Genomic DNA, 21,947 nt, shown 5'->3' on the forward strand with positions numbered 1-21,947 from the left:
CAGGGTGAATTTTCTAAATGCCCACACGGCGCACCACCTGCCGGGCCGCATCACGGGACATCGCATCCAGCGCCAAGAGATCTTCCAATGACTGCGGGCTGGCAGTGGTGACCGTCTCCAATGTTTCCAGATTGACCACGTGAATCTGGTCAAAACGAATTTGGCCATCAAGAAACGCTGCCACCGCCACTTCATTGGCAGCATTCAAGACGGCCGTGGATCCTGAAGGTGCTTTCAAAACTGACCACGCCAGTTTCAGACCGGGAAAGCGTTGCTCATGGCCATGCGAGTCCAGCGACTCGAACGTCATGTCGGCCATGGACCTGAAATCCAGTGCAGCGGCGCCAGACGCGATGCGATCCGGCCACGACAGCCCATAGGCAATGGGCACTTTCATGTCGGGCGTGCCAAGTTGCGCCACCACGGAGTTGTCTTTGTATTGGACCATCGAATGAATCACACTCTGCGGATGAATCACAACCTCGATCTGATCAGGCGTGACATCGAAGAGGAAACGTGCCTCAATGACTTCCAGCGCCTTGTTCATCATGGTGGCGGAGTCAACAGATATCTTGCGTCCCATGACCCAATTGGGGTGGGCACAGGCCTGCTCTGGCGTCACATCACACAGTGTGTGGGGCTCACGCTGTCGAAATGGCCCTCCCGAAGCGGTGAGAATGATCTTGTCAATCTGAGTCGCCCACGTGGCTGCATCATCCGGCAAGGACTGGAATACGGCTGAGTGCTCGCTGTCAATCGGCAGCAGTTTTGCGCCACCCTGCACGACAGCCTGCATGAAGTAGTCGCCACCAACCACGAGTGCTTCCTTGTTCGCCAGCAACAGTCGCTTCCCTGCCCGCGCGGCCCCAAGACAGGAAGCGAGTCCGGCAGCACCGACGATCGCAGCCATTACCGCGTCGACAAGTTCATGCGATGCAATCATGGTGATGGCCGATGAACCCCAAAGAACCTGCGTCTTCAAGCCAAGATCGCTGCACTTTTGCTCCAGCGCGCGACCATGTGGTTCGCTGGCCATGACAGCGAACACCGGTTTGAATTGGACACACTGCTGCAGCATCAGGTCAACCTGTGTTGAAGCGCTCAAGGCAAAAACCTCGAACCGATCCGAGTGACGCGCAATCACATCCAGCGTGCTGACGCCGATCGACCCGGTCGACCCCAGGATCGCGACACGCTGTTTCACCTTGTCTTCCCAATCACTCATCGAGGCTGCAGCACCGAGTAGAGCATTAGCGCCAAAGGCAGCGTGGGCAACAGCGCATCCACACGGTCCAGCACGCCACCATGGCCTGGCAGCAAGCCGCTACTGTCCTTGACGCCCGCACTGCGCTTGACGAGCGACTCGAACAAATCGCCCACCACGCTCATCGCCGATAAGAACACGACCGCGATCAAGAGCAACCAGGCACCTTGTCGACCAAGGTGACTGTACAAACTGGGAGCCGTAATGCCCCATGTGGCATCGGCCCAACGCCAGACAAAAGCCAGGACAACCACGCCTGCCATGCCACCCCAAACACCTTCCCAACTTTTGCCGGGACTGATGGAGGGAGCGAGTTTGCCCCGGCTGAAACGCCCGCCCAATGCCCTGCCCGCAAAATAGGCAAAGATATCAGCCACCCAGACCAAGACCAGGATGGAAAGCAGAAAATTGATGCCAATCACTCTGGCCTGCGCTACCGCCAGCCAGGCAAGCCAGAGAGCAACAAGGCCCGAGACCAGCCGGACCGCCTGTGGATGCGCAGACCACGCTGATACCCCGCGATGCAACGCCCAGGCGCCTGCCAGCACCCACGTGGCGCCGGCAAGGACCCACAGCAAGACCAGCGATTGCTCAAGCATACCCAGCCACCATGCTGCTGCACATGCCACCCCACAGGCCAAACCAGAGAACAGCGACGCCACCGGACCATACCCGTTGAGCCGGGCCCACTCCCATGCACCAGCCGCGATGAACACCAGCGCAATCGCGCAAAACGGCGCGGGCGAGTGATAGAACAACGCCGGCAGCAAGATGAGCAGCAGTACGAGGGCCGTGATGACGCGCTGTTTTAACATTTGAGATCCTCAGGCGACGGTTGAAGTGGCCGCCTGCGCAACCAACTGGTCTGAGGTTTTGCCAAAGCGCCGCTCACGATGATTGAAGGCCGCGATGGCCACGTCAAGCTCCGCCTCATCGAACTCTGGCCAGAGCTTGCCGCTGAAATAAAACTCTGAATAGGCAGATTGCCAAAGCAGGAAATTGCTGATGCGCTGCTCGCCACCGGTACGGATGACCAGGTCGGGATCCGGAACGTGCGCCAGGGCCATCTCCCCACTCAAGTTGGATTCAGTGACTGGTGTGCCCTGAGCCGCCAATTTGGCGGCCGCCTGCACGATGTCCCAGCGACCGCCGTAATTGAAACAGACGTTCAAAATCAGGCGTGAATTCGAGGCCGTTGCCAACTCGGCCTTTTCAATGCCGGCGACCACTTTCGTCGAGAGATTGGCGCGTTCACCGACAAAGTGCAGTTGGACACCATCAGCCTTGAGCTGTGGCACTTCCCTGGTCAGCGCCAGGGCGAACAGTTCCATCAAACCGGACACCTCTTCTGCTGGACGACTCCAGTTTTCTGAAGAAAAGGCAAAAACGGTCAACACGCCCACACCCCGTTGCGCACATGCCTTGACACATCGGCGAAGCGAATCAACACCTTGCTTGTGCCCGGCGACACGCGGCAGAAACCGTTTGGATGCCCAGCGGCCGTTGCCATCCATCACGATTGCGATGTGGTGAGGTGCGTGACTCATCGGCAACAACTCATACCGCCATGATGTCTTGCTCTTTAGCTGCAACCAACTGATCGATCGCGAGGATATGCCGATCGGTCACTTTCTGGATTTCTGCCTCAGACCGCTTTTGATCATCTTCAGAGGCGAGCTTGTCTTTGACTGCTTTCTTGACCGCCTCATTGGCATCGCGACGCAGATTGCGCACGGCGATCTTGGCGCTTTCGCCTTCGTTCCTGACAACCTTGGTCAGCTCCTTGCGGCGCTCTTCCGACATGGCCGGCATGGGGACGCGAATCAAGTCGCCCATGGACGAAGGATTTAATCCCAAATCGCTGTCGCGAATCGCTTTTTCAATCTTGGCTCCCATCCCCTTTTCCCAAGGCTGGACACTGATAGTGCGGGCATCGAGCAAGGACACATTGGCCACCTGGCTGATCGGCAGCATGGAGCCGTAATAGTCCACCTGGACTGAGTCCAGCAACGCAGGGTTCGCCCGGCCGGTACGAATCTTGGTCAGGTTGTTCTTGAACGCAGCGATGGATTGATCCATCTTGACTTCAACCGTGTTTTTTATCTCGGCAATAGGCATGTTTTTCTCCTCACTCGACTGTTCACAAAGTGCTATTCGGGCAGTGCAATTTTGACATGGTCAGGCGTAGACCAGCGTACCCTCATCTTCCCCCATCACCACGCGCTTGAGAGCGTCATGTTTGAAAATGGAGAATACTTTGATGGGCAGTTTTTGATCGCGACACAAGGCAAAAGCGGTGGCATCCATGATGCCCAGATTTTGAGAAATCGCTTCATCAAATGATATTTTGCTGTATCGGGTCGCGTGCGGATCCTTTTTGGGATCGGCCGTGTAAACCCCGTCAACCTTGGTTGCCTTCAGCACGATTTGCGCGCCAATCTCGGCGCCACGCAAAGCAGCCGCCGTATCGGTCGTGAAAAATGGGTTACCCGTGCCTGCGGCAAAAATGACAACCTTGCCCTCTTCCAGATATTGCAGCGCCTTGGGTCTGACATAGGGCTCGACCACCTGTTCGATGGCAATAGCCGACATGACTCGTGCCGTCAAGCCCGCCTTGTTCATGGTGTCCCCCAAAGCCAGTGCATTCATGACTGTAGCCAGCATACCCATGTAATCCGCAGTGGCCCGATCCATGCCGACCGAGCCCCCTGCCACACCGCGAAAAATATTGCCACCGCCAATGACCACCGCTACTTCCACGCCGAGGCGGGTGACCTCGGCCACCTCATCCACCATGCGAACAATGGTGTCGCGGTTGATGCCGAACTGGTCGTCCCCCATCAGTGCCTCGCCTGACAGCTTGAGCAGTATTCGCTTGTAGGCTGGTTTGGCGACGGACATGATGGACTCCTTGATGTGATGACTGGTGAGCGGGAACAATCCAAATTCAGGCCGATGATCTCGAATTGAATTTGGATCTTGAAAAATCCCGTTTTCGTTGGCGGGATGGCGATCAGCTTGCCTGCTGGGCGGCAGCCACCTGGGCTGCCACTTCAGCTGCGAAGTCGTCGACCTTCTTCTCAATGCCTTCGCCAACCACGTAGAGCGTAAAGCCCTTCACGGTCGTACCAGTGGCCTTGAGCATCTGCTCGACGGTCTGCTTGTCGTTCTTCACGAACGACTGGTTAAACAGCGACACCTCCTTGAGGTATTTCTGCACACCGCCTTCGATCCGCTTGGCCACGATCTCATCCGACTGCACCGGTTTGCCGGCAGCCGTCGCAACCGCAGCATCTTCAGCCGCCTTGGCGGCCGCAACGGAACGCTCCCTGGCCACCAGTTCGGCGGGCACATCCGCGCTGGACAAGGCCACGGGCTTCATGGCGGCGACGTGCATCGCCACATCCTTGGCTGCAGTCTCATCGCCCTCAAACTCAACGACGACACCAATGCGCGTGCCGTGCAAATAGGCGGCCAGCTTGCTGCCGGACGCAAAACGCTTGAAACGGCGAAAGCTCATGTTCTCACCGATCTTGCCGATCAGACCCTTGCGCACATCTTCCAGCGTCGGGCCAAAGCCGTCCTGGGCATAAGGCAGAGCACCCAGCGCCGCGACATCAGCCGGGTTGTTCTTGGCAATCAGTTCGACAGCCGCATTGGCGAGCGCCAGAAAGCTGTCGTTCTTGGTGACGAAATCGGTTTCGCAGTTGACTTCGAGCAGTGCACCCACGCCGCCATCGATATAGCTGGTGACTACACCCTCAGCCGTGATGCGACCTGCGGCCTTGCCGGCTTTGCTACCCAACTTGACACGCAACAACTCCTCGGCTTTGGCCATATCGCCATCAGCCTCTGTCAAAGCGCGTTTGCACTCCATCATGGGCGCATCGGTCTTGCCACGCAGTTCAGCCACCATGCTTGCGGTAATTGCAGCCATTTTGATTCTCCGTACTCAGTTCAACAATATAAAAAAGGGGACTAAAAAAAAGGGGCACAGAAGCCCCCTTTTTTGGGGTCGCGGACAATACTCAGGCAGATGCCTCGTCCACTTCCACGAATTCGTCTGCGCTCTCAGCGACCATCGCTTTGGTGGCGTCGTCAACCATGTTGGCACGGCCTTCAATGATGGCATCGGCGATGCCGCGTGCATACAGGACAACTGCTTTGGATGAGTCATCGTTGCCAGGAATGACATAGTCAATGCCTTCAGGCGAGTGATTGGTATCAACCACCGCAATCAGGGGAATGCCGAGTTTCTTGGCTTCAGCGATGGCGATCTTGTGAAAACCCACGTCAATCACGAAAATGGCATCCGGCAGAACAGTCATGTCCTGAATGCCACCAATGTCACGCTCAAGCTTCGCGAGTTCGCGGGCAAACATCAGTTGCTCTTTCTTGTTCAGACTGTCCAGACCGGCTTCCTGCTGGATCTTCATGTCTTTGAGGCGCTTGATGGAAGTCTTGACCGTTTTGAAGTTGGTCAACATGCCGCCGAGCCAGCGCTGATCAACAAAAGGAACACCAGCACGCTGGGCTTCCTGGGCGACGGTCTCACGCGCCTGACGTTTTGTGCCAACCATCAGCACCGTGCCGCGCTTGGCGGAGATCTGGCGCGCAAATTTGGCGGCCTCCTGGAACATCGGCAGCGATTTTTCCAGGTTGATAATGTGAATCTTGTTGCGATGACCGAAAATGAACGGGGCCATCTTGGGGTTCCAGAAGCGGGTCTGGTGGCCGAAATGGACACCGGCTTCCAGCATTTCGCGCATGGTTACTGACATGTTTAACTCCAAAGGTTAGGTCTAAAATCCAGTTCGTTTTTGCTTCTTTCAATGGCACTTGTTCAATTGCCTGTGAAAGTTGCAACACCTTGATGAAACTGGTTTGCTGATTTGCTTGCCAAATAGCCATGTGGCCACTCAGCAAAACCCAAAGACTATAGCACAGCCCCGGCAACCCCATGCTCCCAGACCTCCTCACGACGCGGCACTTGCTGCGAACCGGCCAGACCCACCCACAGGCAGAAATTGAGCGCGCCATAGAGGCAGCGCAATCAGCATCCTGCCAACACGTATTTCTTGACCGCATGTTTGGCGAGGCCCGCGCGGTGGCGGGCAGCCCGGACATCCGGGAAAAGCCACTGGCGGGCTTGGCAGTATCCATCAAGGATTTGTTCGACGTCGCGGGGCAAACCACCAGCGCGGGCTCCATCGCACTGCGTGACGCCCCGCCCGCAAGGCGGGACAGTGTGGCCGTCGACCGGCTGCGGCGCGCAGGGGCCGCGTTCATCGGGCGAACCAACATGGTGGAGTTTGCATTCTCCGGCGTGGGCGTCAATCCCCACTTCGGTACCCCGGCCAACGCCTGTGCGAGCGATGTGGCCCGCATACCGGGGGGCTCATCGTCCGGTGCGGCAATTTCGGTGGCGACGGGCGCGGCATTCGCTGGACTGGGATCGGACACGGGTGGCTCGATCCGCATTCCGGCGGCGCTCAACGGCATTGTTGGCTTCAAAAATACCGCCCGGCTGGTGCCGACCGACGGCGCACTGCCTCTGTCGACAACGCTCGACACCGTCTGCGCCCTCACCCGCTCCGTTCAGGACACGGTACTTGTCCACGAGCTATTGGCCCGGCGGCGGGTGACCCGCAGCCCAGCGCCTCTTTCAGCTTACCGCCTGGGCGTAGCCAGCACCCTGATGCTTGACGGACTGGATCCCACCGTGTCCCGCGCCTGGCAGCGCACCCTGACAACACTGCGCAATGCCGGCGCCCGGATAGACGAGCTTGCGCTGTCCGAAATCAATGACCTTCAGCAAATTCAGGCCACCGGCGGCTTCTCGGCCGCCGAGAGCTACGCCTGGCACCACCATCTGCTTGAACACAAGACCCAGCTCTACGACCCTCGCGTCGCGGCCCGCATCCAGCGGGGTGCGACAATGAGCGCTTGCGACTACATCGAGCTGCAGGGCGCGCGCAACCGCTGGATAAAGAGAATGGATGCCGCCATGCGGGGCTTTGATGCTTTCCTGTCGCCAACCGTGCCCATGGTGGCGCCCCCCATTGCGGATGTGGCACCGGGGCCCGAACGCGATGACGCCTTTTTCAGGGTCAACGCCCTGCTCCTGCGCAACACCAGCGTGATCAACATGCTCGATGGCTGTGCCGTGTCTCTTCCCTGCCATGCACCCGACGAGTTGCCCGTTGGTCTGATGGTCTGGGCCGGCGCCATGGGTGACGACCCGGTGCTCAACATAGCGCTTCAGATCGAAACGTTACTACAAAAACAATAGCTGTCCGCGCATATTTGACGGGGGCTAGAGCCATTTTCGGCATAGAAAAAAGGGATTCATGAAGATTGCAGTCATTGGTGCCGGCATCATCGGCGTCACCACGGCCTACGAGTTGGCAAGTGACGGGCACGAGGTCACCGTGTTGGAGCGACGCGGGGCCGCCGCCGAGGAAACCAGCTTTGCCAATGCCGGCATCGTGGCGCCCGGCTACGTCACGCCCTGGGCAGCACCCCAGATGCGCGCCAAAGTGCTCCAGCATCTGTTCAGTCGCTACGCACCGGTCAAAGTGGGGCTGCCGCTCTCGGGTCGAGATTTGGCCTGGATGTGGAAGTGGTATCGGGCCTGCAAGCTTGACACCTATCTGTCCAACCGCGCTCATTTGCAGCGCCTGGCGTTCTATAGCCGGGAGCGACTGCACTACATCACGGCCGACCTGAAGCTGGACTACGACCGCAGCGACGGTTACATGGTGCTGCTGCGGTCCGAAAAAGACAGCAAAGGGATGCAGCCTGGCCTGCAAGTGCTGCGCGATGCCGGCGTGGCATTCAGAGAGATTGACGCGGTGGAGGCCCGCAAAATCGAAACGGCACTCAATCCAGACACCGCATTTTTTGGCGCCGTCCATTTGCCTGATGACGAAGTGGGAAACTGTCGCCAGTTTGCCCTGATGTTGAAAAACGAGGCGCAACGACTGGGCGTGAAGTTCTCGTTCAACACCACCGTCACGCAAGTCCGGCCATCGGATGGGATCGCGCTGGACGTGGCAGGCGACAACACACCACGGCAATACGACGCCGCCGTGATGTGCGCCGGCCTGGATTCGGCCCGGCTGCTGAGGCCTTTGGGTCTGAAAATTCCACTGGCAGCCGTCTACGGCTATTCGGTCAGCGCCACCATTCGAGAGCCGCTCAACGGCCCCCGCAGTGCCGTGATGGATGAGCACTACAAGGTGGCTATATCCCGCTTGGGCAACCGCGTGCGGGTGGCGGGAAGTGCCGAGATCGGCGGCTCGCCTGACAAAAAGCGCGCCAACTCCCTTCAACTTCTTTACAAAGTGTTGCACGATTGGTTTCCCGGCGCAGCCAACCTCTCCAACGGCGTACAGGAATGGAAAGGCGCACGTCCCATGCTGCCGGACGGACCACCCATTCTGGGCGCCAGCGGCATCGCGGGACTGTGGCTGAACCTGGGGCATGGTTCCAGTGGCTGGGCCCTGAGCTGCGGCTCCGCCAGGGTCCTGGCAGATTTGCTCGGTGGCCGGGCACCTGACCTGGATGTCACCGGATTTGGGGTCGAGCGGCTCAATCGCTGACATGGCGCGCTGAATATGTTGGCACAATGGGAAGTTGACAAACAATCCACGCCATGAGCCCTGAACTCTCCCAAAAACTGGCCGCAGCGGTTGACGGCATGCCCGCATTTCCCAAAAGTGTCCAGAATATTCTGGAGTTGACGCGGGACGTCAATTGCTCGCCCAAGGATCTGGTGCAGGTGATCGACAAGGACCCGGTGGTCACGGTCAAAATCCTGAAGGTGGTGAATTCGGCCTATTACAGCCTGCCCAAGCAGATCACCTCCATCAACCATGCGGTGGTCTATCTGGGCTTCAACACCATCAAGAATCTGGCCTTGAGCATCGCAGCCATTGGCATGCTGCCCAAGGACAACGCGGCGGGCTTCGATGCCCAGCAGTATCTTCTGCACTCGCTCGCCACTGCGGTCATTGCCAAGCAACTGGCGCTGCGGGTTGACGATGCCGACCCCATGGACTGCTTCATCGCCGGTCTGCTGCACGACTTTGGGAAGGTGGTGTTCGCGCAGTTCATGCCGAAGGAGTTTCGACTGGCACTGGAGACCAGTCAATCAGATGGAAGCTCTCTGCACCTGGCCCTGCGCAAGGTCATCGGCGTGGACCACGCGGTTGTCGGCGCGATGTTGGTTGAAAAATGGCGATTTGCGCCCAGTCTGATCGAGACGATCCAGCATCAGTACGGACCCGACCTCAAAGACACCGACATGATCGCCTGCGTCTTTGCGGCCAACCAGATCAGTAAGAAGATGGCATTCGGTTTTGGCGGAAACCCCTGCGTTGAAGAATTCCCGGCCACGATCGCCAAGCGCCTGGGAGGCACCCTGGATGAAGTCATAGTTTCCTTGGGAGACTTGGCTCCGCTGTTCGAGGAAGCCAAGATATTTTCGAAAATTTGAGGGCAAGGCATGAAAGTCAGATTTTGGGGTGTGCGGGGATCCATTGCCTCACCTGGACCGAATACCGTGCGCTATGGTGGCAATACCACCTGTATCGAGATTCGCACCGACAACAACGAACTCATCATCATTGATGCCGGAACCGGCATCTTTCCGCTGTCGCAAACGCTGCTGGCCGAATTGCCGGTGACGGCCAATGTGCTGATCACCCACTCACACTGGGACCACATTCAGGGCCTGCCCTTTTTCATCCCCAACTTCATCCCCGGCAACACCTTGCGCCTCCATGGTGCATTTGACCCGGTTTCAGGCAAGGGCGTGGAGCAGGTCATGTCGGTGCAGCTGCAATACAGCTATTTTCCGGTGCGCGAAGCCGAGATGAAAGCGCGAATTGAATACGTCACGCTCGCGCCTGAACAAAGCATCCAGATCGGGTCCGCCACGGTGACGCCATATCTCATGAACCATCCGGTCATTGACTTCGGCTACCGTATTGAAGCCAACGGCAAATCGGTGTTCTTTACCGGTGACCACGAACCGCCGCAGAATATCTATGAGCCGGGTGATGAGGGGTATGCCGAGTACCAGACCTTCGTCGATGAAAAAGCCGACAGCATCCTGCGCGCCATGCAGGGAGTGGACGTGCTGATCGCCGACTGCTCCTACACCGAGCAGGAATACCCCGCCAAAAAGGGTTGGGGCCACGGAACCTTCAACACCAGCATCCAGTACGCCAAAGACGCGGGTGCCAAGGTGCTGTTTTGCACGCACCACGAACCCACCCGCAGCGACGACGCCCTCGATGCGGTCTTCCGGCAGGTGCTTGTCGACAATCCACCGCAGGCCGGTGGCCCCGACTATCGCCTGGCCCGCGAGGGCGAGACCTACGAGTTCTAGATTGACCGACTGGTCCCATGCTGAAAATCGATTCCCGCTCGCGTCAGGCCCTGTACAACGTTGACGCCACGCGCCGCATCGAACGCGCCGCCCAGGCTGCCCTGCCCCCCCATACCCTGATGCAACGGGCCGGGCTGGCCATGGCGCAACTGGCGCTGGCGCTGACACCTCATGCCCGACGTATCTGGATTGCGTGCGGCCCCGGCAATAACGGCGGCGACGGGCTGGAAGCCGCGATGCACCTGCAGCGCTGGGGCAAACTGCCGGTAGTGACCTGGCTGGGTAGTCTGGACAAAGCGCCGCCGGATGCTGCCGCGTCGTACCAGCGCGCGTTTGAAGCAGGCGTCGCCTTCGCCGAGACGCCACCCGATGACTACGACTTATCCATCGATGCCTTGCTGGGCATCGGTGCAGATGTTCGTGCGCCAGAAGGCCGCATGGCCCACTGGATCAACCTGATGAACGCCGGCACACCCCCCGTGCTGGCCGTGGACCTGCCCACCGGGCTGCATGCCGACACCGGCGTTGTTGCGCAGCACAGTGTGAAGGCCTGGCACACCTTGAGCCTGCTGACGCTCAAACCCGGCCTGTTCACCGCCCATGGACGCGACGCCGCGGGCACCGTGTGGCTGGACGACCTGGATACCGCTCACAACACGGCGGCCAACGAGTCGACCGCCACTCCCACGGCCTGGCTGGCGGGCGCACCGTTGGCCGCGGCGCGCCTTCATGCCTCGCATAAAGGCAGCTACGGCGATGTGGTCGTGGTCGGCGGCGCGGCGGGCATGACCGGTGCTGCCCTGCTGGCGGCGTCGGCCGCTCTGTATGGGGGCGCGGGACGGGTTTTTGTGGGTTTGCTTGATGGCGGTTCAATGGCTGTCGATGCCAGCCAGCCCGAGCTGATGTTCCGGCCGGTCGATGCACTGGACTTCTCGGCCATGACGACGGTGTGTGGTTGCGGCGGCGGTGATGCCGTTCGCGGCCCGCTTCCAAGGATATTGTCGACCTCAACCAACGTCGTTATTGATGCGGACGCTATTAATATGATAGCGATCGACAGTCAGCTGCAGACCCTGCTGATGGCCCGGGGCAAGCGTCTTGCGGCCACCGTACTCACCCCCCATCCTTTGGAAGCCGCCCGTCTGCTGGGCATCACAGCCATGCAGGTGCAGCACGACCGCCTGGCAGCCGCACAGCAACTGGCGCAACGCTTTGGCTGCACGGTGGTGCTCAAGGGCTCGGGCACTGTTATCGCAGCGCCCGGACAGATACCAGTCATCAACTCCACCGGTAACGCCCTTCTGGCCACTGCGGGTACCGGCGATGTGCTGGCCGGCATGGTGGGGGCGCGCCTGGCCAGCGGGCTGGATGCCTTCGCGGCAGCGTGCCAGACGGTGTATCGACATGGCCTTGCGGCCGACCAATGGCCCGCTGGGTCGACGCTGGTGGCTGGATCATTGGCCCGCCGACAGGCGCCTTCAGGCGACTGACCCGACCGACAGCGTCATACGCAGTGCCTTGGCACACGCTGCGCCCTCCAGAACAGATACCAGGCGGCACCGCCCCTGCACTCGCAAGGAACGAAACACCTGAGGACGCCTGCTCAGGAACGTCGACGGGGTTTGCCGCTCTTCTTGCGTTCACTGACCTTCTTTACAGAATCCTTCAGCGCCTTGATCGACGGCATGACAGTATGGACCGTCGTCTCGCGTTGCGTGCGATCACCCTTCCCGCGCCTGGGCGGCTGGCCCTGCGCTTCCAGATCATCTTTTCCCAAACCCTTGTCTCGTGCATTCCTGACGACTTGGCCGTCCCCGTCCTGTACCAACCGAAAATCGATTCTGCGGCCATCCAGGTCAACCCGACTAACCTGCACCCGAACCCGTGAACCAATGGCATAGCGCATACCCGTGCGCTCGCCACGGAGTTCCTGGCGCGCCTCGTCAAAGCGGTAGTACTCGCCACCCAGCTCGGTGATATGCACCAGTCCTTCGACATACATGGCGTCCAGCGTGACGAAAATTCCAAAGCTCGTCACGGAACTGACCACGCCACCATACTCCTCTCCAAGGTGCTCGCGCATGTACTTGCACTTGAGCCACGCTTCGACATCGCGACTGGCCTCGTCGGCACGACGTTCATTGGCGCTGCAATGCATGCCGGCGGCTTGCCAGGCCTGGGTTTCCGGGCTCAATTTCTTGGGTTTTTGCCCCGGCTCCGCAACGCGCGACGCCAGCCCTTTTTCCAGACGTCGCGACAGTTTGGCATGGGCTTCCCCCGGTGTGGGCAACACTGGCAACTGGTACCGGGTCTTGGCCAGAATCGCCTTGATGACACGATGCACCAGCAGATCGGGGTAACGCCGTATCGGGCTGGTGAAGTGGGTGTAAGCATCAAAAGCCAGGCCGAAGTGGCCCTCATTCACCGGCGTGTAGATCGCTTGCTGCATGGAGCGCAACAACATCGAGTGAATCTGCTGCGCGTCCGGCCGGTCCTTCGTCGCAGCGGCAATGGCCTGAAACTCACCGGGCGAAGGATCGTCGCTGATGGTCAACCCCACGCCAGTGACTTTCAGGTAGTTGCGAAGAACCTCCTTTTTCTCGGGCGTGGGCCCCACGTGCACGCGAAACAAACCAGCGTGCTTGCTTTGGGCAATGAAATCCGCGCTGCAAACGTTGGCTGCCAGCATGGCCTCTTCAATCAGTTTGTGCGCATCGTTGCGGGTGCGCGGCACGATTTTCTCGATACGCCCGCTTTCATCGCAAACGATTTGAGTCTCAACCGTCTCGAAATCCACGGCCCCGCGACGCACGCGCGACTTCAGCAACGCCCGGTACACATCGTGCAGATTCATCAAATCCGTCACGCGCTCTTTGCGCTTGAGCGCCTCGGGGCCCCGCGTGTTGGCCAAAATCGCCGCTACCTCGGTGTAGGTGAAACGGGCATGGCTCCACATAACCGCAGGGTAGAACTGGTACGCGTCGACCTCGCCGTCCTCAGTCACCATCATGTCGCACACCATGCACAGGCGTTCAACTTCCGGATTCAGCGAGCACAGCCCATTGGACAGCTTCTCAGGCAGCATCGGAATGACGCGGCGCGGGAAGTAAACACTGGTGGCGCGCTCATAGGCGTCCACGTCAATGGCAGAACCGGTTTCGACATAGTGACTGACATCGGCAATGGCCACCAGCAAACGCCAGCCCTTGGCGGCAGATTTACCCTTGCCAAGTTTTACCGGCTCGCAATACACCGCATCGTCAAAATCGCGGGCGTCTTCGCCATCGATGGTCACCAATGCGACGTCCGTCAAATCGACACGGTGCTTCTTGTCCTGCGGACGCACCTTGTCCGGTAGCGTGCGTGCCAGCGCAATGCAAGCCTCGGAAAATTCATGCGGCACACTGTATTTGCGTACCGCAATTTCAATCTCCATGCCGGGATCGTCAACCTCGCCCAACACCTCCGTGACGCGCCCCACCGGCTGGCCGTACAAGGCCGGCGCCTCCGTCAGTTCAACGACAACAATCTGGCCTGTCTTGGCCGAGCCCGTCGCGGCCTTGGGGATCAGTACGTCCTGGCCATAGCGTTTATCCTCAGGAACAACGATCCAGATCCCGCTTTCCTGCAACAGGCGGCCAATGATGGGTTGTTTTGCCCGCTCAACGATTTCAACGACGCGGCCCTCTGGCCGGCCCTTGCGATCACTGCGCACAATACGAACCTTGACGCGGTCCTTGTGCAGCACAGCACGCATCTCATTGGGTGGCAAATAGATGTCGGATTCACCGTCATCACGGGCCACGAAACCGTGGCCATCGCGATGGCCTTGAACAATTCCTTCAACTTCGTCCAGCAAGCCGCTGGTTTGGCTAATATTTTTGATACAATAACTCTCTTTCCTGAAATGCCCGGATGGCGGAATTGGTAGACGCGCACGGTTCAGGTCCGTGTGCCGAAAGGTGTGGAGGTTCGAGTCCTCTTCCGGGCACCAATATAAATGAATTCCGGGAGTCTTTTAAACAAGGATTCCCGGTCTTTTTTTTGCAAACAAGCTGCTGTTAGTCCTTGGACTTCCAGCAGCTTTTTTGTTGTCGTGAAATATCTCAAGCGTTTAGTTTTAAAACGGCTGGGCCACGAGATCGTGTCCTTGTGCACCCACAATGCGGGCCTTGGTGAACTCGCCGACCTTTAGCGTCTTGCTAATTTTTTCAGGCGGCAATAGCCTCACCACACCGTCAATCTCAGGCGCGTCGGCATAGGAACGTCCCAGCCCACCCTTCTTGCCCATTGCCGGCGCTGAATCCACCAGCACCTGCATGGTGGCGCCGATGCGCTGATGCAACTTGGCCGCCGACACAGCCTCGGCAACGGCCATGAAACGCGCACGCCGCTCTTCCCGCAGTTCCATCGGCAACATGCCGGGAATGTCATTGGCAGCAGCGCCCTGCACCGGACTGTAGGCAAAGCAGCCGGCACGATCAATCTTGGCTTCACGCATGAAATCCAGCAGATGAGAAAACTCTTCTTCGGTCTCACCCGGAAAGCCCGCAATAAAGGTGCTGCGAACCACTATCTCAGGGCATGCCTCGCGCCAGCGTTCGATGCGCTCCAGATTTCTCTCACCACTGGCCGGGCGTTTCATGCGCTTGAGCACATCGGGGTGACTGTGCTGAAAGGGGACGTCCAGATAGGGCAGCACCTTGCCGGTGGCCATCAGGGGAATCACCTCATCCACGCTGGGATACGGATACACATAGTGCAAGCGAACCCAGGCGCCATACGGCTCCGCCATGTCGCCCAGTGCCTGTACCAATTCCAGCATGCGCGTCTTGATCGGCTTGCCGTCCCAGAATCCGGTGCGGTACTTGACGTCAACGCCATAGGCAGAGGTATCCTGGCTGATCACCAGCAACTCCTTCACGCCGCCTTCAAACAGGGCTCGCGCTTCCTTCAGCACATCCCCGATGGGGCGCGATACCAGATCGCCCCGCATGGACGGAATGATGCAGAAGGTGCAACGGTGATTGCAACCTTCGCTGATCTTGATGTAGGCGTAGTGTCGGGGCGTCAGCTTCACACCTGCCACACCAAATGCATTGGGAACCAGATCTATAAACGGATCGTGTGGCTTGGGCAAATTGGCATGCACGGCATCCATCACCTCCTGCGTTGCCTGCGGGCCGGTCACGGCCAGCACGCTAGGGTGCATTTGTTTGACCAGGTTGCCGCCACCCTCGCCCGCTTTGGCGCCGAGGCAGCCTGTCACGATTACCTTGCCGTTTTCGGCCAGCGCCTCACCAATGGTGTCCAGGCTCTCCCTGACGGCATCGTCAATGAAACCGCAGGTGTTGACGATGACGAGATCGGCACCCTGAAATGTCTTGGAGGTTTGATAACCCTCGGCGCTCAGTTGCGTGAGGATCAGTTCGGAATCCGTTAACGCCTTCGCGCATCCGAGGCTGACAAATCCGACTTTGGGTGCAGTGTTGCTTTTTGTAATAACTTCGCTCATGTATCTATTGTCCCAGCATTCGCCCTGGTTAGCGTTTGATCCCAAAAGCCCCGAGCATCTGGTCGGTCTGTTTTTGCATCTGCTCCTGCATCTGCGCCAGCATATTTTTTGACTGGTCCAGATTGCCGCCCATCATCCGCTGCAGTACAGGAGACTGCATGGCGACGAACTGGGCCCACATTTCAGGCGTCAAACCCTTGGACTGCTCAGCGAATTTAGCCTGAACTTCCATCAAGGACTGAATATTCTTCTCCAGGTACCCGCCCATGAGACCCTGCATGGCATGCCCATAAAAACGGATCACACTGGCCAGCACCGGCGCTGTGAACATCGGGGAACCATTGGCTTCTTCTTCAAGAATGATTTGCAGCAAGATGCTGCGGGTCAGGTCCTCCCCGGTCTTGACATCGCGCACCACGAAAGGCTCGCTGTCCATCACCAACTGTTTGACTTCTGCCAGTGTGATGTAGCTCGACGTGTCAGTGTCGTAAAGGCGCCGATTCGGGTATTTCTTTATAACGCGCTGGGTGACTTTTGTCTCAGCGGTTTTCTTGTTTTGCATGTGGGTCCCTCTGACTCAGACCAAGGCTGAATAAACTGTATTGCACTGCAACACATTTTAGGGAGTGTCCCACCGCAAATCCCCAAGGTTTACCCTGAGGATGCGTGAAAAACCAAAAGTGAAATTTGGTAGGCGCAATTGGACTCGAACCAACGACCCCCACCATGTCAAGGTGGTGCTCTAACCAGCTGAGCTATGCGCCTGAAACTATCCGAAGCCACAAAGTATATCAGCAATCCTGGAGCATTTTTTCTGCCAGCAAAAGAAAAATGGATCTGAAACGGATACTCCATAATTGACGTTCACGTCAACGTCAACGTCAACGTCAACGTCAACGTCAACGTCAACGTCAACGTCAACGTCAACGTCAACGTCAACGTCAACCGCATTTTTTTGGAGTGTTTTCACATGGACATCGCAGGTAAAGTATTCATCGTCACAGGCGGCGCATCGGGTTTGGGCGAAGGCACCGCCCGCATGCTGGCAGCCAAGGGCGGCAAAGTGGTCATCGCTGACATGCAGTCCGAAAAAGGCGAAGCCATTGCCAAAGAAATTGGTGGTGCATTCGTCAAGTGCGACGTCAGCCAGGAAGCCGATGGCCAGGCAGTGGTTGCCAAGGCTGTGTCCATGGGCAAACTCATGGGCCTGGTGAACTGCGCCGGCATTGCGCCAGCCGAAAAAACCGTTGGCAAGAATGGTGCGCACAACCTCGGTGTATTCACAAAATGCATCACCGTCAACCTGGTGGGCAGCTTCAACATGATTCGCCTGGCTGCCGACGCCATGTGCAAAAACGAACCGGAAGCCACGGGTGAACGCGGCGTGATGATCTCCACTGCTTCAGTCGCCGCCTATGACGGCCAGATCGGCCAGGCAGCCTATAGCGCGTCGAAAGGCGGCATCGTCGGCATGACGCTGCCCATCGCCCGCGACCTGGCGCGAAATGGCATTCGCAACATGACCATCGCCCCCGGCATTTTTGGCACGCCCATGATGTTCGGCATGCCCAAGGAGGTCCAGGATTCCCTTGCCGCCAGCGTGCCTTTCCCCTCGCGCCTGGGCACGCCGCAGGACTACGCCAAACTGGCCCAGCACATTTTCGAGAACGACATGCTCAACGGCGAGGTGATCCGCCTTGACGGCGCCATTCGCCTGGCCCCACGTTAACACGACGACACCACCAAAAGATATGGACGCTCCCGGCACAAGGAGCCGTCCATGAAACTCGTTGCCCTGTCCCTGCTGGCGGCGCTGCTTGCAGCGGGCTGCGCCAGCAACCAGGGCAATTTCAATTCCAGCAACTCCAGCCCGCCTGAACGCGCATCAGGTTATTCCAAAAAGCCGGGGTGGAGCACATCCAGATTTGCTGTCGCCGCCGCCAACCCGCTGGCCGCCGACGCCGGCTACCAGGCGCTCAAGGCCGGAGGCAGCGCAGTTGACGCCGCCATCGCCGTGCAGATGGTGCTCACGCTGGTGGAACCCCAGTCAAGTGGCATCGGTGGTGGCGCCTTTCTGCTGCACTACAACGGCCAGGAAACAGAAGCCTTTGACGGTCGTGAAACTGCCCCTGCTGCCGCGAGCGAGACACTCTTCATCGGCATGGATGGAAAACCGGTTCCCTTCATCGAGGGCGTGGTGGGTGGCCGCTCGGTCGGCACGCCGGGCACACTTCGCATGCTGGAGATGGCCCACCGCCAGCACGGCAAATTGCCTTGGGCCCAACTGTTTGAGCCGGCCATTGCGCTGGCCGAGAGCGGCTTCCCAGTCAGTGCTCGCATGAACACACTGTTGGCCAGCGAACAACACCTGAAAGAAGATTCGGTAGCCGCAAGCTACTTCTTCAATGCCAATGGCCAGGCCTGGCCCGTCGGCCATCTGCTTATAAACCCGGAACTGGGAGCCGTTCTCCGACGCATCGCCAATGGCGGCGCAATGGCACTGATGGAGGGTGACATCGCGCAGGCAATCGTCACCAAGGTCCGGCGGCACCCTGCGAATCCCGGCCTGTTGTCCCTGAGCGACCTGGCTGGGTACCGGGCCAAAAGACGCGCACCGCTGTGCTTTGACTACTCGGCTCAGCCACCCCGTTTCGTAACGGCTGTCCGCAAGGAGTATCGAATCTGCGGCATGCCGCCGCCCAGTTCAGGCACGATCGCCATCGCGCAGATTCTGGGTATTCTGAACAACACGGCAGCTGACACGCACCCGCCTGAACCCGCATTGCACGGCGTCGCACCCGGTGCCGAATGGTTGCACCTGTATACCGAAGCATCGCGGCTGGCCTTTGCCGACCGGGCGCAGTTCCTGGCTGATCCGGATTTCGTCAGCGCCCCGGCCGGCGACTGGATGAGTCTGCTGGCGCCAGACTATCTGGCCAGGCGCAGCAAGCTGATCGGCACCGGGGGTGGCGCCCCCAGCATGAAGACAGCCCGGCCGGGCCGGCCCGGCAATGTCAAGAAGGGCTTTGCGCCCATGCCCGATCAACCCGAATACGGCACCTCGCACATCTCCATCGTCGACGCCTGGGGCAACGCACTGGCGATGACCACGACCATTGAAGACGGTTGGGGCGCGCGCCTGATGGTCAACCGTGGCGTTGGGCTCTCAGGCGGCTTTCTGCTGAACAACGAGCTCACTGACTTCAGTTTTGCACCGACTGACGCAACAGGCGCTCCCATCGCCAACCGCGTTCAGGGTGGCAAGCGACCCCGTTCGTCGATGGCTCCGATTTTGGTATTCGACAAGGCGACCGGGCAACTCGTGATGAGCACTGGCAGCCCGGGTGGCGCGTTCATCATTCACTTCACAGCCAAGACGCTCTACGGCGTCCTGAATTGGGGGCTGAACGCGCAGGACGCCATCAACCTGCCTAATTTTGCCTCTCTCAACGGCCCAACCCTGCTGGAACAGGGGCGTTTCCCGTCCGCAACCATCAAAGCGCTCAACGCCCGCGGCCATGAGGTACTCGAAGTCAACATGACCAGCGGGCTGCAAGCCATTCAGCGTACCGCCGCCGGTTTCTTTGGTGGTGCCGATCCCCGGCGTGAAGGAGTGGTACTCGGCGACTGAACGCCAGCCCGGTTTTCAGCTTTCTACAATCCACGCATGTCCATTCCCCAGACCTTCATCCAGGAGTTGCTCTCACGCGCTGATGTGGTGGAGATCGTGGGCCGCTATGTGCAGCTCAAAAAAGGCGGTGCCAATTTCATGGGCCTGTGCCCGTTTCACGGGGAAAAATCGCCGTCATTTTCAGTGAGTCCTGCCAAGCAGTTCTATCACTGCTTTGGCTGCGGCAAAAATGGCAATGCCATCAGCTTCCTGATGGACCACGCCGGCATGACCTTTGTGGAGGCGGTGAAAGACCTCGCCCAGCAATACGGCCTGCAGGTGCCCGAGGACGACGCCAGCCCTCAAGACCGCGCGCGCGCGGCCGAACAGCGGGAAAAGCAGACCACCCTGTCTGATGTGCTGGAAAAAGCGGGCGACGCCTACAAAAAACAGCTGAAGAACTCACCGAGAGCGGTGGATTACCTCAAAAAGCGCGGTCTCTCGGGCGAAGTAGCGCGGCAATATGGACTGGGCTATGCGCCCGAGGGTTGGCGCAGCCTGGCCAGCGTTTTCCCGAACTATGACGATCCCCTGCTGGTGGAAAGCGGGCTGGTGATCCTGAGCGCGGAAGAAGGCGAGAATGAAAAGCGCTATGACCGTTTTCGCGACCGCATCATGTTTCCCATCCGAAACGTCAAAGGCGACTGCATTGGCTTTGGCGGGCGCGTGCTGGGTGACGAAAAACCCAAGTACCTGAATTCGCCTGAAACACCGGTTTTCAGCAAAGGCCGCGAACTGTATGGCCTGTTCGAAGCCCGAAATGCCTTGCGAGAGCATGGCTACGCCCTGGTGACCGAGGGTTACATGGATGTGGTGGCTCTGGCCCAACTCGGCTTCCCGAATGCGGTAGCCACCTTGGGAACGGCCTGCACGGCGGAGCACGTGCAAAAGCTGTTTCGCTTCACCGATTCGGTGGTATTCAGCTTCGACGGCGACGCCGCAGGTCGGCGCGCCGCCCGCAAGGCACTGGATGGCGCCCTGCCCTTTGCCACCGATGTGCGCAGCGTCAAGTTCCTGTTTTTGCCGGCTGAGCACGATCCCGACAGCTTCATCCGCGAGTTCGGCAAGGAAGCATTCGCACGCTATGTGAGCGAAGCGGTTCCCTTGAGTCGATTCTTGATCGATGCGGCGCGTGAGGGCTGCGATCTGAACACCGCAGAAGGCCGCGCCCATATGGCCAGCAATGCCAAGCCCCTGTGGATGCAACTGCCCGATGGGGCGCTGAAGCAGCAGTTATTAAGCGAAATTTCCGACCTGGTGCAATTGTCCAACCGCGAATTGAGCGAGGTGTGGAACCCCAAGCCGGCAGGCAGCGGCGATGAAAAACAAAAACGCTATTCAAAAGATAGCAAGTTACACAATGAATCCGGGGGCTACAGCGGTATTTCACGTAAAAAATTTGCCCCGCGACCCCGTTCAGGTGGCCGCACCCTGCCAGCCAGCCGGGCCGACCATGCCACCCGTATCCTGCTGGGCAATATGGCTGCGCTTGAAGTCTTGTCGGCCGAAGACCACACCATGTTGTGCGAGCTACCCCCACCGCACGGCCCCCTGTTTGTCTGGCTGGAACGTCAACTGCATGAACACGGCCCGCAGCCCTGGGTGGCTCTGCGTGAGGGACTGCATGGGCACGAGGGCGAAGACCTCGCCCTTCGACTCATGGCCGATCACGAGCTCGGCGACGCTGAAGAAGCGGACGAATCCGCCGCCGAACTGCGCGATCTCCTCAACCGTATGCTGGTCGAGCGCATCAAAATCCAGCAAACCGAGGCCATCGCGGCCTCCAAGGCGGACCCGGCCGCCCTCCTCCTCTACCGCGAGCTTCAGTCCCGCAGACTGCAACTGGAAACAGCGCTCTCCCGGGCCGATTAATTGCGCCAGCTTGAAACGGCCCGGCATGGCCCAACTTGGGGGATGAGTCTTCAAAATTGATTTTTTGAAAACCCGAGGTATAATCCAAGGTTGATTTTCGGCAAGAGCGACAGCAGCACCTCCGGGCCCAGCCAAACGATGACACTGTTCACGACCGGCTACCCTACCGCAAGGACTGCACACCAAATGTTCGCCCTCACATCTTGCCACCGGGGATTCGTTTCCTCTG

The 21,947-nt window shown here is 59.0% G+C and carries 19 protein-coding genes and 2 tRNA genes; 9 read left to right on the top strand and 12 right to left on the bottom strand.

What is annotated here, in order from left to right:
- Positions 1–13 precede the first annotated feature (13 nt).
- From ispC to rpsB, 7 genes are all read right to left on the bottom strand, one after another.
- Entirely contained in the window at positions 14–1,225 is a 1,212-nt protein-coding gene (gene ispC, locus Q7T10_RS04390; RefSeq protein ID WP_304746330.1) for a 1-deoxy-D-xylulose-5-phosphate reductoisomerase, read from the bottom strand.
- Positions 1,222–2,079 (bottom strand): phosphatidate cytidylyltransferase, encoded by an 858-nt coding sequence (locus Q7T10_RS04395; RefSeq protein WP_304746332.1) that lies wholly within the window; start codon positions 2,077–2,079, stop codon positions 1,222–1,224. The genes ispC and Q7T10_RS04395 overlap by 4 nt, the downstream gene beginning before the upstream one ends.
- Positions 2,080–2,088: 9 nt before the next feature.
- Positions 2,089–2,811, bottom strand: coding sequence for a polyprenyl diphosphate synthase (gene uppS / locus Q7T10_RS04400; RefSeq protein ID WP_304746334.1), 723 nt, complete (start codon positions 2,809–2,811; stop codon positions 2,089–2,091).
- A 10-nt stretch (positions 2,812–2,821) separates the two neighbouring features.
- Complete coding sequence (gene frr / locus Q7T10_RS04405; protein WP_304746336.1) at positions 2,822–3,382, bottom strand: ribosome recycling factor; 561 nt, start codon at positions 3,380–3,382, stop codon at positions 2,822–2,824.
- Positions 3,383–3,442: 60 nt separating this feature from the next.
- Positions 3,443–4,165: a UMP kinase gene (gene pyrH / locus Q7T10_RS04410; protein WP_304746338.1), complete on the bottom strand. Its 723-nt coding sequence runs from the start codon at positions 4,163–4,165 to the stop codon at positions 3,443–3,445.
- Between the two features lie 112 nt (positions 4,166–4,277).
- On the bottom strand, positions 4,278–5,201 hold the full coding sequence (gene tsf, locus Q7T10_RS04415; RefSeq protein ID WP_304746340.1) for a translation elongation factor Ts: 924 nt from the start codon (positions 5,199–5,201) through the stop codon (positions 4,278–4,280).
- Between the two features lie 91 nt (positions 5,202–5,292).
- Positions 5,293–6,045, bottom strand: coding sequence for a 30S ribosomal protein S2 (gene rpsB / locus Q7T10_RS04420; RefSeq protein WP_304746342.1), 753 nt, complete (start codon positions 6,043–6,045; stop codon positions 5,293–5,295).
- Between the two features lie 179 nt (positions 6,046–6,224).
- Between rpsB and Q7T10_RS04425 the strand changes: the two genes are divergently transcribed.
- The 5 genes from Q7T10_RS04425 to Q7T10_RS04445 are packed head-to-tail and all read left to right on the top strand — an operon-like array spanning position 6,225 to position 12,151.
- Positions 6,225–7,556: an amidase gene (locus tag Q7T10_RS04425; protein ID WP_304746344.1), complete on the top strand. Its 1,332-nt coding sequence runs from the start codon at positions 6,225–6,227 to the stop codon at positions 7,554–7,556.
- 58 nt (positions 7,557–7,614) lie between these two features.
- The gene (locus tag Q7T10_RS04430; protein WP_304746346.1) at positions 7,615–8,868 is read left to right on the top strand and encodes a D-amino acid dehydrogenase; all 1,254 of its coding nucleotides are present in this window, start codon (positions 7,615–7,617) and stop codon (positions 8,866–8,868) included.
- A 53-nt stretch (positions 8,869–8,921) separates the two neighbouring features.
- Positions 8,922–9,764 (top strand): HDOD domain-containing protein, encoded by an 843-nt coding sequence (locus tag Q7T10_RS04435; protein WP_304746348.1) that lies wholly within the window; start codon positions 8,922–8,924, stop codon positions 9,762–9,764.
- 9 nt (positions 9,765–9,773) lie between these two features.
- Complete coding sequence (locus Q7T10_RS04440) at positions 9,774–10,661, top strand: MBL fold metallo-hydrolase (RefSeq protein WP_304746350.1); 888 nt, start codon at positions 9,774–9,776, stop codon at positions 10,659–10,661.
- Positions 10,662–10,678: 17 nt separating this feature from the next.
- The gene (locus Q7T10_RS04445; RefSeq protein ID WP_304746352.1) at positions 10,679–12,151 is read left to right on the top strand and encodes an NAD(P)H-hydrate dehydratase; all 1,473 of its coding nucleotides are present in this window, start codon (positions 10,679–10,681) and stop codon (positions 12,149–12,151) included.
- A gap of 113 nt (positions 12,152–12,264) precedes the next feature.
- On the opposite strand, the gene rnr is transcribed toward Q7T10_RS04445, so the two are convergent.
- Positions 12,265–14,520 (bottom strand): ribonuclease R, encoded by a 2,256-nt coding sequence (rnr, locus tag Q7T10_RS04450; protein WP_304746354.1) that lies wholly within the window; start codon positions 14,518–14,520, stop codon positions 12,265–12,267.
- A gap of 50 nt (positions 14,521–14,570) precedes the next feature.
- Between rnr and Q7T10_RS04455 the strand changes: the two genes are divergently transcribed.
- A tRNA-Leu gene (locus Q7T10_RS04455) sits at positions 14,571–14,655 on the top strand.
- A gap of 126 nt (positions 14,656–14,781) precedes the next feature.
- Here the strand turns inward: Q7T10_RS04455 and rimO are convergent.
- The 4 genes from rimO to Q7T10_RS04475 form a co-directional block, all read right to left on the bottom strand.
- Complete coding sequence (gene rimO / locus Q7T10_RS04460) at positions 14,782–16,176, bottom strand: 30S ribosomal protein S12 methylthiotransferase RimO (protein ID WP_304746356.1); 1,395 nt, start codon at positions 16,174–16,176, stop codon at positions 14,782–14,784.
- Positions 16,177–16,204: 28 nt separating this feature from the next.
- Complete coding sequence (gene phaR / locus Q7T10_RS04465; protein ID WP_304746358.1) at positions 16,205–16,738, bottom strand: polyhydroxyalkanoate synthesis repressor PhaR; 534 nt, start codon at positions 16,736–16,738, stop codon at positions 16,205–16,207.
- A 126-nt stretch (positions 16,739–16,864) separates the two neighbouring features.
- A tRNA-Val gene (locus tag Q7T10_RS04470) sits at positions 16,865–16,941 on the bottom strand.
- A 4-nt stretch (positions 16,942–16,945) separates the two neighbouring features.
- Positions 16,946–17,146, bottom strand: a complete 201-nt coding sequence (locus tag Q7T10_RS04475) for a hypothetical protein (RefSeq protein ID WP_304746360.1) — start codon at positions 17,144–17,146, stop codon at positions 16,946–16,948.
- Here Q7T10_RS04475 and Q7T10_RS04480 point away from each other — a divergent pair, their 5' ends adjacent.
- The 3 genes from Q7T10_RS04480 to dnaG are packed head-to-tail and all read left to right on the top strand — an operon-like array spanning position 17,147 to position 21,718.
- Positions 17,147–17,905 carry a 3-hydroxyacyl-CoA dehydrogenase gene (locus tag Q7T10_RS04480; RefSeq protein WP_304746362.1) on the top strand — a complete coding sequence of 253 codons (759 nt, stop codon included), beginning with the start codon at positions 17,147–17,149 and terminating at the stop codon, positions 17,903–17,905.
- Positions 17,906–17,956: 51 nt separating this feature from the next.
- A complete protein-coding gene (locus Q7T10_RS04485; protein ID WP_304746365.1) occupies positions 17,957–19,807 on the top strand; it encodes a gamma-glutamyltransferase family protein in 1,851 nt (616 codons plus the stop codon).
- Positions 19,808–19,843: 36 nt separating this feature from the next.
- Positions 19,844–21,718 (top strand): DNA primase, encoded by a 1,875-nt coding sequence (dnaG, locus tag Q7T10_RS04490; RefSeq protein WP_304746367.1) that lies wholly within the window; start codon positions 19,844–19,846, stop codon positions 21,716–21,718.
- Positions 21,719–21,947 lie beyond the last annotated feature (229 nt).

The organism is Rhodoferax sp., assembly GCF_030646845.1.
Taxonomy (GTDB): domain Bacteria; phylum Pseudomonadota; class Gammaproteobacteria; order Burkholderiales; family Burkholderiaceae_C; genus Rhodoferax.

Excerpts from the sequence above, each read along its gene's own strand:
- Q7T10_RS04480 (WP_304746362.1), top strand. The coding sequence starts at position 17,147 with ATGGACATCGCAGGTAAAGTATTCATCGTCACAGGCGGCGCATCGGGT.
- uppS (WP_304746334.1), bottom strand. The coding sequence starts at position 2,811 with ATGAGTCACGCACCTCACCACATCGCAATCGTGATGGATGGCAACGGC.
- Q7T10_RS04395 (WP_304746332.1), bottom strand. The coding sequence starts at position 2,079 with ATGTTAAAACAGCGCGTCATCACGGCCCTCGTACTGCTGCTCATCTTG.
- Q7T10_RS04440 (WP_304746350.1), top strand. The coding sequence starts at position 9,774 with ATGAAAGTCAGATTTTGGGGTGTGCGGGGATCCATTGCCTCACCTGGA.
- ispC (WP_304746330.1), bottom strand. The coding sequence starts at position 1,225 with ATGAGTGATTGGGAAGACAAGGTGAAACAGCGTGTCGCGATCCTGGGG.
- phaR (WP_304746358.1), bottom strand. The coding sequence starts at position 16,738 with ATGCAAAACAAGAAAACCGCTGAGACAAAAGTCACCCAGCGCGTTATA.
- Q7T10_RS04445 (WP_304746352.1), top strand. The coding sequence starts at position 10,679 with ATGCTGAAAATCGATTCCCGCTCGCGTCAGGCCCTGTACAACGTTGAC.
- Q7T10_RS04485 (WP_304746365.1), top strand. The coding sequence starts at position 17,957 with ATGAAACTCGTTGCCCTGTCCCTGCTGGCGGCGCTGCTTGCAGCGGGC.
- Q7T10_RS04435 (WP_304746348.1), top strand. The coding sequence starts at position 8,922 with ATGAGCCCTGAACTCTCCCAAAAACTGGCCGCAGCGGTTGACGGCATG.
- dnaG (WP_304746367.1), top strand. The coding sequence starts at position 19,844 with ATGTCCATTCCCCAGACCTTCATCCAGGAGTTGCTCTCACGCGCTGAT.
- Q7T10_RS04425 (WP_304746344.1), top strand. The coding sequence starts at position 6,225 with ATGCTCCCAGACCTCCTCACGACGCGGCACTTGCTGCGAACCGGCCAG.
- tsf (WP_304746340.1), bottom strand. The coding sequence starts at position 5,201 with ATGGCTGCAATTACCGCAAGCATGGTGGCTGAACTGCGTGGCAAGACC.
- pyrH (WP_304746338.1), bottom strand. The coding sequence starts at position 4,165 with ATGTCCGTCGCCAAACCAGCCTACAAGCGAATACTGCTCAAGCTGTCA.
- Q7T10_RS04430 (WP_304746346.1), top strand. The coding sequence starts at position 7,615 with ATGAAGATTGCAGTCATTGGTGCCGGCATCATCGGCGTCACCACGGCC.
- rpsB (WP_304746342.1), bottom strand. The coding sequence starts at position 6,045 with ATGTCAGTAACCATGCGCGAAATGCTGGAAGCCGGTGTCCATTTCGGC.
- rimO (WP_304746356.1), bottom strand. The coding sequence starts at position 16,176 with ATGAGCGAAGTTATTACAAAAAGCAACACTGCACCCAAAGTCGGATTT.
- frr (WP_304746336.1), bottom strand. The coding sequence starts at position 3,382 with ATGCCTATTGCCGAGATAAAAAACACGGTTGAAGTCAAGATGGATCAA.